Origin of the sequence: Nocardioides sp. JS614 (assembly GCF_000015265.1) — a bacterium.
Classification (GTDB): Bacteria; Actinomycetota; Actinomycetes; order Propionibacteriales; family Nocardioidaceae; genus Nocardioides.
The window spans coordinates 1,655,430-1,671,608 of the sequence record NC_008699.1; the positions used below are offsets into that span (position 1 = coordinate 1,655,430).

Annotated in this window: 17 protein-coding genes; all 17 read left to right on the forward strand. The window is 70.0% G+C overall.

Annotated features, from left to right (window positions below; translation table 11 throughout):
* Positions 1 to 24: 24 nt before the first annotated feature.
* The 17 genes from NOCA_RS09310 to NOCA_RS25685 all read left to right on the forward strand — a co-directional run bounded on the left by NOCA_RS09310 (position 25) and on the right by NOCA_RS25685 (position 16,158).
* A complete protein-coding gene (locus NOCA_RS09310) occupies positions 25 to 1,074 on the forward strand; it encodes a phosphatase PAP2 family protein (protein ID WP_011755023.1) in 1,050 nt (349 codons plus the stop codon).
* A gap of 56 nt (positions 1,075 to 1,130) precedes the next feature.
* Positions 1,131 to 1,907, forward strand: a complete 777-nt coding sequence (locus NOCA_RS09315; protein ID WP_011755024.1) for a polyprenol monophosphomannose synthase — start codon at positions 1,131 to 1,133, stop codon at positions 1,905 to 1,907.
* Positions 1,904 to 4,135 carry a glycosyltransferase gene (locus tag NOCA_RS25680; RefSeq protein WP_011755025.1) on the forward strand — a complete coding sequence of 744 codons (2,232 nt, stop codon included), beginning with the start codon at positions 1,904 to 1,906 and terminating at the stop codon, positions 4,133 to 4,135. Before NOCA_RS09315 ends, NOCA_RS25680 begins: the two co-directional genes overlap by 4 nt.
* 7 nt (positions 4,136 to 4,142) lie before the next feature.
* Positions 4,143 to 4,892: a PIG-L family deacetylase gene (locus tag NOCA_RS09325; protein ID WP_011755026.1), complete on the forward strand. Its 750-nt coding sequence runs from the start codon at positions 4,143 to 4,145 to the stop codon at positions 4,890 to 4,892.
* Between the two features lie 207 nt (positions 4,893 to 5,099).
* Positions 5,100 to 5,942 (forward strand): hypothetical protein, encoded by an 843-nt coding sequence (locus NOCA_RS27035; protein WP_140404106.1) that lies wholly within the window; start codon positions 5,100 to 5,102, stop codon positions 5,940 to 5,942.
* Positions 5,939 to 6,223: a hypothetical protein gene (locus NOCA_RS09335; RefSeq protein ID WP_011755028.1), complete on the forward strand. Its 285-nt coding sequence runs from the start codon at positions 5,939 to 5,941 to the stop codon at positions 6,221 to 6,223. The genes NOCA_RS27035 and NOCA_RS09335 overlap by 4 nt, the downstream gene beginning before the upstream one ends.
* 152 nt (positions 6,224 to 6,375) lie before the next feature.
* Positions 6,376 to 6,942, forward strand: a complete 567-nt coding sequence (locus tag NOCA_RS09340; protein WP_041546429.1) for a hypothetical protein — start codon at positions 6,376 to 6,378, stop codon at positions 6,940 to 6,942.
* Positions 6,939 to 7,211: a hypothetical protein gene (locus NOCA_RS09345; RefSeq protein WP_011755030.1), complete on the forward strand. Its 273-nt coding sequence runs from the start codon at positions 6,939 to 6,941 to the stop codon at positions 7,209 to 7,211. The genes NOCA_RS09340 and NOCA_RS09345 overlap by 4 nt, the downstream gene beginning before the upstream one ends.
* A complete protein-coding gene (locus tag NOCA_RS09350; protein ID WP_011755031.1) occupies positions 7,211 to 7,990 on the forward strand; it encodes a hypothetical protein in 780 nt (259 codons plus the stop codon). The genes NOCA_RS09345 and NOCA_RS09350 overlap by 1 nt, the downstream gene beginning before the upstream one ends.
* Positions 7,987 to 9,360 carry a hypothetical protein gene (locus NOCA_RS09355; protein ID WP_011755032.1) on the forward strand — a complete coding sequence of 458 codons (1,374 nt, stop codon included), beginning with the start codon at positions 7,987 to 7,989 and terminating at the stop codon, positions 9,358 to 9,360. The genes NOCA_RS09350 and NOCA_RS09355 overlap by 4 nt, the downstream gene beginning before the upstream one ends.
* Positions 9,357 to 10,865 carry an SCO6880 family protein gene (locus tag NOCA_RS09360; RefSeq protein ID WP_011755033.1) on the forward strand — a complete coding sequence of 503 codons (1,509 nt, stop codon included), beginning with the start codon at positions 9,357 to 9,359 and terminating at the stop codon, positions 10,863 to 10,865. Before NOCA_RS09355 ends, NOCA_RS09360 begins: the two co-directional genes overlap by 4 nt.
* Before the next feature lie 2 nt (positions 10,866 to 10,867).
* Positions 10,868 to 12,358, forward strand: coding sequence for an ATP-binding protein (locus NOCA_RS09365; RefSeq protein ID WP_011755034.1), 1,491 nt, complete (start codon positions 10,868 to 10,870; stop codon positions 12,356 to 12,358).
* Positions 12,359 to 12,361: 3 nt separating this feature from the next.
* Positions 12,362 to 13,408, forward strand: coding sequence for a M23 family metallopeptidase (locus NOCA_RS09370; RefSeq protein WP_011755035.1), 1,047 nt, complete (start codon positions 12,362 to 12,364; stop codon positions 13,406 to 13,408).
* Between the two features lie 4 nt (positions 13,409 to 13,412).
* Positions 13,413 to 13,763 carry a hypothetical protein gene (locus tag NOCA_RS09375; protein ID WP_011755036.1) on the forward strand — a complete coding sequence of 117 codons (351 nt, stop codon included), beginning with the start codon at positions 13,413 to 13,415 and terminating at the stop codon, positions 13,761 to 13,763.
* Positions 13,764 to 13,808: 45 nt separating this feature from the next.
* Entirely contained in the window at positions 13,809 to 14,264 is a 456-nt protein-coding gene (locus tag NOCA_RS09380) for a hypothetical protein (RefSeq protein WP_011755037.1), read from the forward strand.
* 68 nt (positions 14,265 to 14,332) lie between these two features.
* Positions 14,333 to 15,622: a type IV secretory system conjugative DNA transfer family protein gene (locus NOCA_RS09385; protein WP_238383444.1), complete on the forward strand. Its 1,290-nt coding sequence runs from the start codon at positions 14,333 to 14,335 to the stop codon at positions 15,620 to 15,622.
* Positions 15,619 to 16,158 carry a hypothetical protein gene (locus NOCA_RS25685; protein WP_011755039.1) on the forward strand — a complete coding sequence of 180 codons (540 nt, stop codon included), beginning with the start codon at positions 15,619 to 15,621 and terminating at the stop codon, positions 16,156 to 16,158. The genes NOCA_RS09385 and NOCA_RS25685 overlap by 4 nt, the downstream gene beginning before the upstream one ends.
* Positions 16,159 to 16,179: the final 21 nt, after the last annotated feature.

Below are 16,179 nucleotides of genomic sequence, written 5' to 3' on the forward strand. Positions count from 1 at the left end.
TCCGGGCGTGAAGGAGATCAAGAGGTGAGCGCCCTTCGGGAAGCGGCCACCGAACCGGTCGAGGCCGATCGCGAGACGCCGCGGTCGGCGTGGGTCCGCGCGGCGCGGCTGTGGGCCGTCGTGGTGTGCTTCGTCGGGGTGGGGATCGCCCGGTCGGTCCAGGTCGACATCCCGTTCCGCGATCCGCACGGGGCGTTCCTGGTGAGCCGGGTGTTCCTGACCCTGTGGATCTTCCTCGGACTCCTCGCCCTCGACGCGCTCATCCGCGCCGGTCGCCCCCGGACCGTAGGCCGGGTGTGGGCAACCGTCCGGCGCCGGTGGACGCCGCGGCGCCTGGCCCTCGCCTGGGCCGCGCTGCTGGCCTATCACGTGACCTACTTCACCTACCACAACCTCAAGAGCTGGGACGTCTTCAACGCCCCGCGGGATGCGATGCTCACCGGGTGGGACCGGTGGTTGTTCTTCGGCCACAGTCCCGCCGTCCTTCTGCACGACCTGTTGGGGCAGCAGGCCGCGGCGTGGGTGCTGATGGTCTGGTACGAGACGTTCCCGACTCTCGTGGTGCTCGCGTTCCCCGCCGCCGTCGTCCTGGCCCGGCGGATCCGGGATGCCTACGTCGGGATCGCGGCGTTCGTGTGGGTGTGGATCCTCGGCACCGCGACGTACTACCTGATCCCCTCGCTGGGGCCGTTCCACGCCGAACCCGCTGACTTCACGGGCCTGCCGCACATGATGATCCAGGACACCCAGGCCCGCTACCTGGCGCAGCGCGACTACCTGCTCGTACACCCCCACGCGGGCGACGGATTCGCGCAGGTCTCGGCGTTCGCCAGCCTGCACGTCGGCGTGACTGCCACGATTCTGGGGCTCGCGTGGTGGCACCGGCTGCGCCGCACCACCATCGTGCTCGGGGTGTTCCTGGCCGGGACGATGGTGGCCACCGTTTACCTCGGCTGGCACTTTGCCGTCGACATCCCCGCCGGCCTCGCGATCGCCGCCGTCGCCTGGTGGCTGGCGCCGCGGACCGTTGGGGTACGCCGCCGACCATCCCCGGCACGGCAATGCGAGGACTAACCGAACCGGGTCCCGGCTTCATGCTTGCTTCATCGGCGCCCGCCTACGGTCCGGTCATGCGGTGCGTGATCGTCATCCCGACCTACAACGAGGCCAGCGCACTTCCCGGGCTGCTCGCGGCTCTCGAAGCGCTCCGAGGCACCGCGCAGCGCCCGGCGGTCGACGTCCTGGTCGTCGATGACAACAGCCCCGACGGCACCGGAGACCTGGTCCGCGCCCACCACGGCTTCGGGAACTGGCTCAGCCTGCTCACCCGCACGTCCAAGGACGGCCTCGGTGCCGCCTACCGTGCCGGCTTCGCCGCGGCCATCGCCGCCGGCTACGACGCGGTCGTCCAGATGGACGCCGACGGCTCCCACCCGGTCGCCGCGGTTCCGGAGATGCTGGCGCTGCTGGACACCCACGAGGTGGTGCTCGGCTCCCGGTACGTCCCCGGTGGCGCAACCGAGAACTGGCCGGTTCGCCGACGGGTCCTGTCCTGGTGCGCCAACTTCTATGCCCGCCGCGTACTCGCCCTGTCCACCCGGGACACCACCTCGGGTTTCCGGGCCTGGCGCACCGACGCACTCGTCAGGGCCGGAGTCCTAGACACCGCCTCCAACGGCTACGGGTTCCAGGTGGAGAACACGTGGCGCTGCGAACGCCTCGGTCTGCGGGTAGCCGAGCACCCGATCACGTTCACCGAGCGCACCGCCGGCGCCTCCAAGATGAGCCCCGAGGTCGCCCGCGAGGCCGCCGCGCTCGTGCTCCGCTGGCGGATCGGCGAGATCACGCATCGCTCCAGCGCGCCGGGAGCCCAGTCCGCCCAAGCGACCGGCGTGAGGCCACGATGACTGGGACCTACGCGGCCGAACACTCGCCCGACGCGCTCGCCGGCGCCGCGCTTTCCCCCGCGCGCCGTTCACAGATGTGGGGGCGCCTGCGGTTCCTCGGCTCCTGGATTCTCGCGCTCATCCTGGTTGCGGTTGCCCTGCCTCGGACCGTCGACGTCTCCTGGCACGGCCTGCTTCCGGCGTTGCGGGCCGTGCACTGGCCGGCCCTGCTGGCCCTTGTGGCCTTGTGGCTCCTTGGGCTCTTCGTCCACTCCTTCGTCCTGACTGCGGCAGCACCCGCCCTGACCCACCGCCGTGCCCTGACCCTCAACGTGACCGGCAGCGCCGTCGCCAACGTGGTCCCCCTGGGCGGGGCCGCAGGTGTCGAGCTCAACCGCCGGATGATGAAGGCCTGGGGCATCGACACCCGTGCCTTCGCCGGCTACACCTTTCTCACCAACCTGTGGGACGTCGCGTCCAAGCTGCTCCTGCCCATGATTGGCGTCATCGCACTCGTCCACGCAGGCGAGACGATCACGCCCCAACTCAAGACCGCCTCAGTGCTCGCCGGCATCGCCTTCCTCGGGCTTGCCGCTTTCGCAACGGTGCTCCTTCTCAGCCCGAGAGGAACCGCTCAACTCGGACACGGGATCGAGCAGACGCTGCGGTTCGGGCTGCGGCTGATCGGCCGCGACCGTGCACTGGATCTGGCCGGCCGGCTCAACGACGTCCGCTCCGAATGCGCCGGCCTGGTCGCCTCCGGATGGGTTCGAATGACGGCCGGCATCACCGGGTACGTCGCCCTGCAATGGCTCCTCCTCGGGTTCTGCCTGCAGCTGACCGGCGCCGGAACCACCTGGCCCGAAGTGCTCGCCGGCTTCGCCGTCGAACGGCTCTTCACGATCGTCCCCCTCACCCCAGGCGGAGTCGGCGTCGCGGACCTCGGCCTCGTCGGCGTCCTGCTGACCCTCGGCGGTGACCCGGCCGGCGTCACCGCCGCGGCCGTGCTCTATCGCCTGTTCGTCTTCGCCGTCGAGATCCCCGTCGGCGGCGGCGTCCTCGGAATCTGGTTCCTCGCCCAGCGCCGAACTCCCGCGCGTCCGCAGGACGCGGTGCGGTCGCTCGGCCCGACCCGCCGGATCGCGCACGTCACCGACGTCTTCCTGCCGCGGCTCGGCGGGATCGAGACCCACGTCGACGACCTCGTCCGACACCAGCGGGCAACCGGGCTCGACGCCCACGTCCTAACCCCCACCCCTGGCAACGGCCCCGACCCGGCATGGGTGCGCCGGATGCCCGCCGTCGTCGCGCGCGGCACCGTCACCGAGTACGACACCATCCACGTCCACATCTCCATGTGGTCGCCCTACGGGATCGCGGTCGCTCGCGCCGCGATGGCCGCCGGGATGCCCACCCTCATCACCGTGCACTCGATGTGGGCCGGCGCCGGCGGACTCCTCCGGCTCATCGCGCTCGCCGGCCTCCGACGCTGGCCCGTCGCCTGGTCCGCGGTCAGCGGAGCCGCCGCCGAAGCATTCCGACGCTCGCTGAACGGAGCCGAGGTAGCGGTGCTACCCAACGCGATCGATATCGACTCCTGGCGACCGCGTCCGGCCCCCATCGCTCGGCGCGAGCCGCAGGCCGCTGAGGGGCCGCTCACCGTGGTGAGCGTGATGCGCCTGATGCCGCGCAAACGACCCCTCCAACTGCTCGACATGTTCGAGCGGATCCGCGCACTCACTCCGAACGACGATGTTCGGCTGGTCATCGTCGGTGACGGCCCGCTCCACAGACGGCTGCAACGCGCGGTGCGCCGACGCGGCCTCGACGAGCGCGTGCGGATCACCGGGCGCATCCCTCGACACCAGGTGCTCGAGGAGCTACAGGCCGCCTCGCTGTACGTCGCACCCGCCCCCAAGGAATCCTTCGGAATCGCCGCACTCGAAGCACGCTGCGCCGGCCTGCCCGTCGTCGCACACCGCCGCAGCGGCGTCGGCGAGTTCGTCCGCGACCGCGTCGACGGCATCCTGGTCGCCAACGACACCGAGATGGTCGTCGCGATCGCCGACCTGGTGCGCGACCCGAGCCTCCGCAACCGGTTCACCGCGCACAACCGACGCGTCGCCCCGAAGCTCGACTGGAGCGACATTCTCCGGCAAACCGATGCGCTCTACCTGAAGGCCGCCAGCCGCGCCGTTCTCTTGACCCAAGAAATTGCCGCGCCGGTGCCAGTGATGGCGGAAGCCTGAGCTCACCATGGCCACCATCGTCTCCCTGCACGCCCACCCCGACGACGAGGCACTCCTGACCGGCGGCTGGTTGGCCCAACGAGCCGCCGCCGGCGACCGCGTCGTGCTCGTGTTCGCGACAGACGGCGACGCCGGGCTCACCGCCGCGACCCGCGCCCCGGGGGCCCTCGGGCAGACCCGGCGCCGCGAGGCTGCCGCCTCCGCGAGAGCTGTCGGAGCAGCGCGCATCGCCTGGCTCGGCTACGCCGACTCCGGCATGGCCAACGCACCCACGACCGGCCAAGGCCGGCTGGTCGACACACCCGTCACGGAACTGGCCCAAGCAGTCGCGACGATCCTCAACGAGGAGAACGCCGACATCCTCACCGGCTACGACGCCAACGGCGGCTACGGACACCCCGACCACATCCAAGTCCACCGGATCGCCCGCGCCGCACAGCAGTTCGCCAACCGCCGTCCGCTGCTTCTCGAAGCCACCCTCGACAGGACATGGCTGGTGCGCATCCTCCGCCTCGTCCGACCCCTCGGACGGCTGCTCCCCGGCCTCACCATCCCCGGCAACGACATCTACACCCCTCGCACAGGCATCTCCCACTCGATCGATATCCGCAACCACCTCGAAGCAAAGCGCGCAGCGCTGGCAGCCCACGCATCCCAAACCAGCGGCGGCGTCCGCACCATCAGCCTCATCCTCGCCATGCCGCGACCGCTGGGCCGCCGACTGCTCGGGACCGAATGGTTCCACGCGGTCCTGTAGGACCGTCTTGATTGGGGACCTACAACCTGACGTCCGTGCGTCACGGTCGCCTTGTCTATGGGAGCGACGTTGCCTGGCAAGCCGGCCATTGAGTCACTTGGGGCCTCGGACCGGCAGCCGGCTCTCGTGAGGATTTCAAGATTTTTCGGTTTGTGAGCCATCCGGTGAGGCAGTTGGTGAGCGTGTCGGTGAGGACCGTCTTCTTCCGTGGAGTTCCGCCTGGATCCACGGAAAGGAACTCCGCCGATGCCTTCGATCACGCAAGCGGGCATCACGCCCCGCGAACTCGACGACCTCGTCGACGGCGAGCGCTGGCGAGCGTGGTGCCGCGCCCGACCCGAACTCGAAGCCTTCGACTCGCTGGCCAATATCAGGCGCCTGAGGGGCGCGGCCGAGGACCAGGCGCTCGGCGCCCTCCTTTGGCTGGGAGCGGCCGAGGGAGGCGACGACCAGCTCGCGGCTGTCGCGGTGCTCCACCAACTCGGCGCCTCCATCCGGATCATCGCCAGGCACTTCTGGTACGCCGCCGACGGCGAGGCGGACGGCATCGTCGCGGGCGCCATGTGGGAGCAGATCCGTGCCTACGACTGGCGTGAGCGAACTGGGCGCCATGCGCAGGCGATCCACCACGCGACCAGGAAGTCGGTGCGCTCGGCGTTGCTTCGCGACCCCTCCCGGTGGCAGACGCGAGGGGTGATCCCGCTCAACCCCCAGTCGTGGCTCTTCGAAGCAGTGATGGAGCGACAGATCGGGGCGGAGCTCCAGGTGACCGACCTCGGGCCCCAGGATGAGCTGCAGGCGCTCCTCTGCTGGTCCCTACGGACCGGCGTCCTCGGTGACGACGAAGTCGCACTGCTCACGGAGCTTCTCGACGCCGACCGGGACAACCCCCGCATCACGAAGTGGATGCGGGGAGCCTGCTCGACTTTGGCAGTGGAACGGGCGGCGTCGGCGCGCGGCGTCTGCGCCAAGTCCGTGACCCGGGCCCGTGATCGAGCCATCGCGAAACTCCGCGTGGCAGCCCCGAACTTCCTCGACGAGGTCGCGTGATGACTGTCCACTCCACCCCCGTTGGCGCGCTTGAAGGGGACATGAAGACCTGCCCTTCCCCAGAGACGCTCCCGATCGAGGCCGGCGACGTCGAATGGGTCGCCGACCTGTTCGACACGCTTCGCGCAGGTGACATCGACGCCATCGTCGATCGCCTCGACGAGGTGGCTCGGCTCGCCCGCAAGTCCGCCAAGGCACGTCGCATGTTGGGCACGGTCGATCCGAGATTGCTCAGCCAGGGGCTCGCGCTCCACCGGGTCAGGGGCGAGGCGTCCCGATGAATGCCGTCACCGAGCCTGTCGCCCTCGCCGATCTCGTGGCCGCAGTACGCCGCCAACTGGCAAGCGCAGCCCCTCCGACCTGGATGGCGACCTCACTCCTGGGAGCGAGCACGAGCGTGCGCGGTGCTCACCAAGGCGCTGGAGCCAGCACAGTGTCAGTTGCCCTGGCCGAGGCGCTCGCTGAGAACGGTGACGCCGGCGGCGCCACGATCGTCGACCTCACTGACGACGAGTCGTTCGGTGCCTGCGCGACGATCGAGGCACGTGCCGACGTCGGGCTACGAGGATGGTCCGGCGGTCGTCGAGGCAAGGTCCGGGTCGTGCGTCCCACCTGCGGTGTCGCCGATGCCGACGCCATTCCGGGCAGCGTCGTCGTGGACACCGGCGAGTGCGGCTGGCCCGAGCGGTCTGACGTGCTGGTCATGCGGGCGACCATCCCCAGCGTCCTTCGCGCCGAGCGGGTGCTCGACACTTCGTCGGCGTACGCGGTCGCCGTCGTCGCCGCAAACAAGTGGCCCTCGACCGTACGAGCCTCCCGTGGACCACGGCTCATGGCCGCCGAGGCTGAGAACCGGGTCGTGTTCTTCCCGCGCGAGGCCGAACTCGAGATCAACGGGTTGTCGGCCGATGACCTGCCCGCGAGCACGCGCCGCTCGGCCATCCGCCTGCGCGAGCTCCTGGACCGCGAGGAGCGGGACGAGATCGGAGCCAGCGCATGATCCTTCAAGCCATCAACGACGTCTGCGCCCAGGCGCCGACCGGCATCGACCGGTACGCCGACATGCTGCTCGGCTGGGTGAAGTACGGCGTGGCGGCCGTCATCATCGCCGGCGGGTTCGTGTCGATCGGCGCGCTGGTCGTCGGCAAGCTCGGCAGCATGTCCCGGGCCGCCCAACTGGGCGCGTCCGGCCTCATCTACTCCGTCCTGGCTGCCGTCGGCTACGTGACGATCTACGGCATCCTCAACGCGATCGTCGGGAACTGCTGATGTCCGCGCGCAACGCAGCTGCACGGATGCTGTCCGGGCCGGACGAGTGGAACCGGCGGCGCCTACAGGTCCTTCTCGTCGTCGCGGTGAGCATCATGGCCGCGGTCGTCGGCGGGATCGTTTGGTCAATCATCGAGCTGCTCCACGGCGACCAAGGCTCGACGCAAGCCGAGACTGCTGAGCGCGCACCCGCAGATCAAGCCTGGGGCGATACGTCGCTGGATGGTGCGCAGCCGGGCACGCTGTCGAGGGGATCGACCGGCGTCATCCACATCCCGCAGCCCCGCTCCCTCGGAGAGGCGCAGGTCGGCACGACGTTCCCGAGGTCGCCGGAGGGTGCACTGGCGCAGTTGATCGCGATCGACCGCCGAGCGATCGAGTCCGGATCTGTCGTGACGGCGCAGGACGTCATCTCAGCCTGGGCGGCTCCCGGAGGCCCGACCCCAGACTCGTGGTCGGGTGTCGCCGCGGTCCAGTCGTTGCTCGAGTCCGCCGGCCTCCCCGCGAATGGGTCGACCGAGCTGGCCATCCAGCTCGAACCGGCCATGGGCCTGGTCCAGGACGAAACGCCGACCGTCTGCGTCGACTTCATCCTCACTGTCACGGTGCGAGGCGGGCAGCCGGCCCGGATCGCGGCGGCCGACTGCCAGCACATGACCTGGATGGGCGACCGGTGGGTCATCGCGGCGGGCGACGAGGCAGCAGCGACCCCGTCGCTGTGGCCGGGCTCCCAGGCCTCCTACGACGCCGGGTATCAGTGGCTGGAGGTCGAGCCGTGATCACGAACCTCGTCCCGATGATCGACCTCAACCCGTTCCACTGGCTCGGGGACCAGGTCAAGGAGAGCCTGGCCGACACGTTCACTTCGATGATGATGGCGCTCTGGTCGGCGGCACTGTGGCTGATGGATCTGGTGTTCAGCGTCCTCGACAGATTCCTGACACCAGACGTCACCGACCCGGGCCTCAACCATCTGTACGGCGTGACCCTGTGGCTGTCGCTGGTCATGGCACTCGTCATCGGGTTCGGCCAGATCGGCCTGGCCGCCGTACGCCGCGACGGCCAGACCCTTGGCGCACTCGCGATGGGCATCGTCCAGTACGGAGCCGTCGTCGCCGGCTGGGTCGTAGTCTGCGGCGGCCTGATCGTCGGTTGCGCCGGACTGACCCGCGGGCTGCTCAGCACTTTGCTCGACGTACCAGGCTTCGCGGGCTACTCCGCCTCGGCCGGGCTGCCAAACCAGGTCGTCGGCACGGTCGAGGCCGCGGTGCTCGGCCTCTGCTCGCTGTTCCTCGTGATCCCCGCTGCGTTCGGCTATCTGCTCATCATGCTCGTGCGCGAGGCTGCACTGCTGATCCTTGTCGCCACCATGCCGGTCGCCGCGGCCGGGGCGCTGGGAGAAGGCACCCGAGCGTGGATGTGGAAGTCGATCAGGTGGTTCGTTGCCGCCTGCCTGACCTCGCCACTCCTGGCCCTGGTGGTCGGCCTCGGCGTCCAGATCTCGCGAGCCTCCTTCCCGGAGGCGAGTACGACGACCCAGGTTGGCTCGCTGGCAGGCGGCATCGTCAACGCCAACGCGGCGAGCGTCGGGATGGCCGTCGTCGGCTGCTCGGTGTTCGCGATCGCCTGCTTCTGCCCGATGGTGCTCTTCCGACTGCTGGCGTTCGTCGACCCGGGCACAGCGTCGGGCGCCTCGTTCCGGACCAACCTGGCCGCGAACGGCGGCATCTCCGGCCTGATCTCAGGGAGGCGCGCACAGGCCGACGGATCCGGCGCCGCGACCCAGGTCGACTCTGACGGCCGGGCGGCGAGTGAGACCGGTGCGGACGCCGAGACGGCCAACCGCTTCCAGTCCCGTGCGGCCAAGGCCTTCGGCGTCGCCGGCAAGGTGGTCGGCACTGGCATGGACGCGGTCGGGAAGGTCGCATCCACCGGCGCCTCGATGTCGGTCGACGTCATGGGCCAGGCGGGCGTCGGCCATCAGGGCTACTACGACACGACGCCTCCCCGGCGCACCGGCAAGCCACCACCGCAGCGGACACGCGTCGGCCGCGGACACGACGAGGGCGGCGTCGCGAACGACCCGGCGCACATCGCCAACGCCGACGAAGCGGCCGCCGTGGCCGAGGACGGCGCGATGCTGGCATGACCGTCTACGGAGCTTCCACGAGCCGCGACAGGCAGGGCTGGTTCTTCGGCCTCACTGGCCCACAGGTCTTCCTCGTGCTCGCGGCCGCGTTCCCGTGCTGGCTGGCCATGTCGGTCGGCCAGTGGCGGGCGCTGCTCGGGCTCGTGCCACTGTGGCTCGTCGCCGTCGCGCTGGTCTGCGTCCCCGTGCGCGGCTGGTCGGCCGCTCAGTGGATCGGGGTCCTGGTCCGTCACGTGATCGGCCGCGCCACCGGATGGACGCGCTTCCAGTCGAAGGCGGCTGCCGGGGAGTTCGAAGACGTGACCGAGGCGGACCTGCCCGGCGTACTCGCTGGCATCCAGATCCACGACGGACCCCCGATGGCGGGGCGCGCCGTACGCCCCGCGCTCATCCAGAACCACGCCACCCGCACTTGGGCCGCGACCGCAAGGGTCGTCCATCCCGGCATCGGCATGGCCGACGACGCGGACCGCGGGCGGATGGGCGCAGGGCTGTCCGAGCTCTTCGAGGCTGCGTCCGCGAGCAGCCTGATCGACGTAGTCGCCATCTGCGTGCGCACGGTTCCCGACGACGGCACGGAGCGAGCCGAGTGGGTACGCCAGCACGCCCGCGCTACAGAGCCCGAGATCTCGGCGCGCATCCACGCCCAGCTCGACGCCTCGATCAACGGCGCCGCCGTCCGCACGGAGGCGTTCGTCACCGTCGTCGTCCGCGAGGACGCGGTCGCCAAGGACGCCCGACGCGCAGGCCGGGGCGTGACCGGACGGGCCCGGATCCTGTACGGCGTCCTCGGGGAGGTCGAGGCCCGACTCATGGGGGCCATCGGCTGCACACAGGTCACATGGCTCGATAGCGCCGACCTGGCCATCGCGATCAGGACCGGGTTCGAGCCTGGAGACGCTCCCGCGCTCGCCGACTCGGTGATCCATCACGGCTACGACGGCGACATCGCCGCCGGGGTGCCGGTCGCCGCCGCTGGCCCGACCACGGCGACGACTGCGATGCGCTGCTACCGGCACGGCGAGTGGGAGTCGATCGCCACCACCATCCTGCTGCCCCGCAAGGGCGCGGTGATGGGAGCGCTCGCCCGGGCGCTCGTGCCGTCCCAGGTGGGCGAGCGCCGCGCGCTGACGGTGTTCTTTCACCCCATCGGTCAGGCCGTCGCCGACCGCACGACCGGCCGGGCGGAGATGTCGGCCACGATGGCGGCCGAGGTACGACGCAGGGTCGGGCGCGTCGAACGCGCCCGGGAGCGACGAGCCGTCGAGCAGGTACACGAGACCGACGAGAAGCTGGAGCGCGGTCGATCCCTCGTACGGCTCTCCTCGGCACTCGCCGTCACCGTGCCGGCGGCCTGGAACGCCCAGGACTACGGCCGCCGCCTCGACGCGTCCGTCCGCCTGTGCGGATTCACGCCGCTGCCCCTCGACGGTGCCCACGACGCTGCGTTCGCGGCCGCCGTGATCCCGCTGGGCACCGGACTGCCGAAGCGGCGCCGGAGCTGACCATGGCCCGGCGTACGGCGTCGCGGTCGGTCGACCACCTGCTGACCGACTTCGGCACGCACCTGCCGCGGCAGGAGGCGGCGCCGCCCGCGCCGCCGCCCGACAAGCCGTTCCCGAAGGTCGTCGGCCGCCGTGGCCGCCGTCAGGCCGGACACGGCTGGGCGCCGACCCTGCCACCGCTGGCCGGCTACCAGATGACGTCGGAGCAGACCCCGGTCATGTGGCCGCTGATCGCCGGCGGCGGCCTCCCGCCCACGGGCGCACCGATGGGGTTCGACGTCCTGTCCGGCGGGTCCTTCTATTGCGACCCGATGGGCTGGGTGAACGACGACTCCATCCCGGTGACCAACCCGAACGTCTTCATCTTCGGCAAGCCCGGTCGTGGCAAGTCGGCCCTGGTCAAGGCGTTCATGCTCCGGATGATCCGCTTCGGCTACCGGTCGCTGGTCCTCGGCGACGTCAAGGACGAGTACGAGGACATCTCGCGGGCACTCGGCGTCGAGCCGTACCGGATCGGGCCCGGCCTGCCCGGTCGAATCAACCCGCTCGACGTGGGGCCGCTCGCACTCGATTGGGAGCGGCAGGACCGGGCGGAGACCGCCCGGCGCGGTGCGATCATCTTCAACCGGTGGCTGGCGCTGATCCGCGGACTCGTCGGGTCGCAGCAGGTGCCGTTCACGCCGACAGAGGCGCGCATCATCACGCACGTCCTGCGTGACCTCACGGGATGGACGACTGGCCAGACGACGTTGGCGCCGGTGACGATCCCGATGGTCTGGAAGGCCCTAGACGACCCGAGCGAAGCGCTCGTGGAAGCTTGCCGCTACGACTCTCGGCAGGGCTTCTTCGACAGCAGCCGGGCGTTGCGTGACGCCCTGGGCTCGTTGTGCCAGGGCGAACTAGAGGGGCTCTTCGACGCACCCTCGACGTTCCAGCCGAACTGGCGCGCCCCGATCCAGACGCTGTCGCTCAACACGCTCCACTCAGCCGGCAACGAGGCCGCCGTCGGCATCGCCCTGATGTGCCTCAACTCCTGGGGCCAGGGGATCCGCGAGATGGCCGAGCCCGGTGACCGCCGGATCGTGCTGCGTGACGAGGCATGGATGCAGACCCGCCTCGGCGTCGAGGCGGTCAAGACACTCGACTCCAACTTGCGGCTATCCCGAAATGACGGCGACGTCCAGCTGGTGACCTACCACAAGCCGTCCGACCCGCTCTCTGCCGGCGACTCCGGTTCGCAGGCGGCACAGATCGCCAAGGACCTGCTGCACCTTGCCGACGTGCGCATCCTGCTTGGGCAGGACGAGGAGGTCGCCAACGAGCTCGGCCACTTGCTCGGGCTGACACGGATGCAGCAGGACCTCGTCACCGGGTGGGCGATGCAGGACAAGGGCCGCGCGCTGTGGATGGTCGGAGACCGTCGGTTCAAGGTCGCGACGGTCCTCTCGCCGATCGAACGGCGGCTGACGTTCACCAACGAAGCGGTGGCCTGAGCCGTGGCCGGGAAGGCGACGTACGCCGTCGGGATGCTGGCGGTTCCGATCGCGGTCCCGATCATCTTCCTGCTCGTGGTCGGCGGCCAGGCGGCGTCATCGTCCGCCTCGGCGTGCGGGCCGTCGATTGCCGGTGTCGTCGCTGAAGATCCCGATCTCGACGATGAGCAGATGCAGGTCGCTCGGCAGATCGTGGCCGCCGTGCGCGCCTTTCCCGCGACTGCCGACAAGCCGCATGCCGCTGTGATCGCCCTGGCCACCGCGAGGCAGGAGTCCGGCATCCGGAACCTGGACTACGGCGACCGCGACTCGCTCGGCGCGTTCCAGCAGCGCCCGTCGCAGGGGTGGGGCACGCCGGACCAGGTGATGAACGTTCCGCACGCCACGACGACGTTCCTGGAGCACCTCGTGCTCGTCCCCGACTGGGAGACGCGGCGCGTCACGGACGTCGCCGCCGACGTCCAGCGGCCGGCCAAGGAGTACCGGGGCTTGTACGAGCAGTGGGTTCCTCTCGCGACTCGCCTCACCGAACAGCTGTGGCCGCAGGCCGCGTCGCTGATGCCAACGAACTCGTCGACCTGCACACAGCCGGCGACCGGCACCGGTGGCGTTGTCTACCCGGTGCCTCCGGCGTTCATCGGGGCTGACAGCCACAACTGGGGAGGAAGCGGGAGCCACTGGAGCATTTGGCATACGGGCACGGACTTCTCCGTCCCGTGCGGGACACCCGTCCTCGCCGCGACGGCAGGCACCGTAGAGATCGAAACCGACCAGGCGTGGGCGGGCACGTGGCTCGTCAAGGTCGTCACCAGCCCGGACTCGGTCGCCACCTGGTACGCGCACATGCAGAAGCTCGACGTGAGCCCGGGCGAGCAGGTCAGGGCCGGGCAGCAACTCGGCGAGGTGGGCGCCCGTGGGAATGCCACCGGCTGCCACCTGCATTTCGAGGTGCACCTGCACAACGGCAGCATCTACGGACCCGACAACGTCGACCCGAGTCAGTGGCTCGCGCAGAACACCTCCCTGGCCAGCGCGACGCTGCGAGGATGACCGTGTGAAGAAAGCTGATGTCGAGGCCGCGTTCGTGCCCTACCTCCTCGAGCGCGGCTGGGATGTTGATATCGACAAGGCGGACCACGCCGACGTGGTAGCGCGACGCGGCGCGGAGCACATCGTCGCGGAGGTCAAGGGCACCACTGCCGCGCCCGGGCTCGATGTAGACACGGCCTACGGGCAGCTGCTGCGACGAATGGGCGACCGACCGGAGGGCACTCGCTTCGCGATCGTGGTGCCGGAATCGGCGCGCAAGGCGGCCCTGCGTGTACCTGAAGAGATCCGCTGGAGGTTCGGAATCGATGTCTGGGTCGTGGACGAGCTCGGCTCGGTTGTGTTGATCCAGGACTGACAGCATCATTTGTCCGCTCGCTCGCCTTGATGCGCTTGAAGGAGCGTGAGGGTTCAGAGCCGACGTACCGACGCCTTCCCGACGACCTGGGAGATCCCGGTCGGGATCGGCCTCGTGTGGCTCCTCGCGGCGTTCCTCGCTCTGCCCGCGGGCCAAGGGGTCGCCTTCTTCTTGCAGGGCGACGGATTCGTCTGGCCGGGTCCCCGACTCGGCGAGAGCCTCCTCGGCCTTCTGAGCGGGAAGCCTGGCCGAGGCTTGGGTGCAGGGTTGCGCTCGGCCACGCCTCCGGTGGCGGTGGTCTACGCGGCGGCCGTCCTCGTTGAGTTGGCACTGGCCGCGAGCGCACTCGTCGGCTTCACGTTCTGGTGGCGCACCGTCGGGCCCTACGCGCAGTTCGGCATGGCGGCGAAGCACGAGGTGGTCGACGTCCTCGGCCGCGGCCATCTGATGCGGCGGCGCCGGACGATCCGTCCGGATCTGAGCGGCGGAGGTCGACGATGACCATCGAGGCGACAGACCTCGGCTGGCGGCTGGGGCGATCGAAGATCCCCGCTGGCGTCGAAGTGTGGGTGCCTTTCGACCGCACCGTCGGCGTGTACGGGCCGCAGGGGTCCGGCAAGACCCTGGACCTGCTCACGCCGGCCCTACTCACGGCCCCAGGTGCCGCGCTGGTCACGCTCACCAAGCCGGAGGATCTCTACCTCACCATCGGCGCGCGCGGGATGCGCGGCGCCGTACACGTTCTCGACCCCTTCGACCTCGCGCCAGGGACGCCCGGGTTGGTATGGGATCCGGTGGACGGCTGCGCGGACTCGATGACAGCTGAGCGCCGGGCGAAGGCGTTCACGGCGGGGACCGTGGGCGGCGCGGTGACCCGCGGCGCAGGAGACGAGGCGGCACGGTTCTACGCGGCAGAGGCGGCGAAGGTCCTCCAGGCGTACTTCCACGCCGCCGCGCTCGAGGGAGCGTCGCTGGACGACGTACTGATGTGGATCGCGGACCCGCACAACGCGACCCAGCCGGAGGAGATCCTCCGCACGCATCCGGGCTCGGCACCGTTCTGGGATGGCTTGCTGAGGGGCGCCCTTCACGGTGATCACCGGACGGCGGGGAACACGATCACGACCGTCCAGCAGGCGATGGCGCTGTTCTTCCAGGAGTCGATCCGGCGGCGATGCGTGCCCAGCTCGAGTCGGCCGGCCACCGACCTCAAGCAGGTGATAGCCGACGGCGGCACCGTGTACCTGCTCGGTCGGGAGGATCCGTACGCGTCCGCCTCGCCGCTGATGACCGCGATCGCCGAGCACGTCCTCGACACCGCGCTGGGCATGGCCATGGCGTCGCCGTACGGCCGAATTTGCCCGCCGTTCCTGGCCTGCCTGGACGAACTGCCCTCGACCACGCCGCTACCGACGCTGCGGACGCGGATGGCCAACGAGCGGGCGCTCGGCCTGTCGTTCGTCTACGCCGCACAGACCTGGCGCCAGCTCGTCATCTGCTACGGCGAGGACGAAGCCCGAGCGATGTTCGGCCTGACGAACAACATCGTGATCTTCGGCGGCGGCAAAGACGGCGAGTTCTACAAAGAGGTGTCCGAGCTGCTCGGCACGGCGCGGGTGTCGCGCCGCAGCTACAACCTCCACCGAGGCGGCTGGGGCAGCAGCTTCTACGGCGACGATGTACCGGTCCTCCGGCCGGAGGAGATCCGGCAACTTCCCGATCGCCACGCTCTGGTCGTCGCCGAGAACGCACGACCGTTCGTCGCCAAGCTGTCCCGGTGCATCGACGGTCGTCAGGGAAAGGCGCTACTCAGAGAGCAGGCGGCCGCTCGGACGCAGGCTGCGGAGGCACGACGATGACGGCGCCGGGCCTCATGGCGGCCCCATTCCCGACCCCGCCCGGCGTGGTGGCCGCCGTACTCGATGAACTGCGGATCGCGGCAGCGGCGACTGACGAAACCGATCACGAAGCACGACGAGTCGCGCTCCTGCCGCGCCCGTGGGACCCACCGAGCTGCCTGCCGGAGATCCGTCTGAGCATGTACGCCTGGCTGGACGCCGTCGTGGCGTGGATCAACGAGGAGCACACGTGGCGGACCGACCGGGTCATCCCTGTCTGCTGGGACCTCCACCCGCACGTCGTCCACGAACTCGCGACGGTCGCGTGCCTGCGGTGGGAGGCCACCTTCGCGCGGACCCCAGCGGCGCTCGAAGAGTGGCATCGATTCACGCTACCGGCGTTTCTCGGACGCGTCATCGATCGGATCGGCGAGACGGGCTGCCCGCCGGGACGTCACCAGCCGAGCCCGGGCATGGGACGCAACGCGATCTACCGCGACGCGAGCGAGTCCACCCGCCGGCGGGGTCGACGGTTTCAGGACGAGGGATCGAACTGAGGAGGTCCGTCGCCGCCATTC

Bases quoted from the DNA above. Each gene is read 5' to 3' on its own strand.
- NOCA_RS09315 (WP_011755024.1), top strand. From the start codon at position 1,131: ATGCGGTGCGTGATCGTCATCCCGACCTACAACGAGGCCAGCGCACTT.
- NOCA_RS25680 (WP_011755025.1), top strand. From the start codon at position 1,904: ATGACTGGGACCTACGCGGCCGAACACTCGCCCGACGCGCTCGCCGGC.
- NOCA_RS09325 (WP_011755026.1), top strand. From the start codon at position 4,143: ATGGCCACCATCGTCTCCCTGCACGCCCACCCCGACGACGAGGCACTC.
- NOCA_RS09345 (WP_011755030.1), top strand. From the start codon at position 6,939: ATGATCCTTCAAGCCATCAACGACGTCTGCGCCCAGGCGCCGACCGGC.
- NOCA_RS09350 (WP_011755031.1), top strand. From the start codon at position 7,211: ATGTCCGCGCGCAACGCAGCTGCACGGATGCTGTCCGGGCCGGACGAG.
- NOCA_RS09360 (WP_011755033.1), top strand. From the start codon at position 9,357: ATGACCGTCTACGGAGCTTCCACGAGCCGCGACAGGCAGGGCTGGTTC.
- NOCA_RS09365 (WP_011755034.1), top strand. From the start codon at position 10,868: ATGGCCCGGCGTACGGCGTCGCGGTCGGTCGACCACCTGCTGACCGAC.
- NOCA_RS25685 (WP_011755039.1), top strand. From the start codon at position 15,619: ATGACGGCGCCGGGCCTCATGGCGGCCCCATTCCCGACCCCGCCCGGC.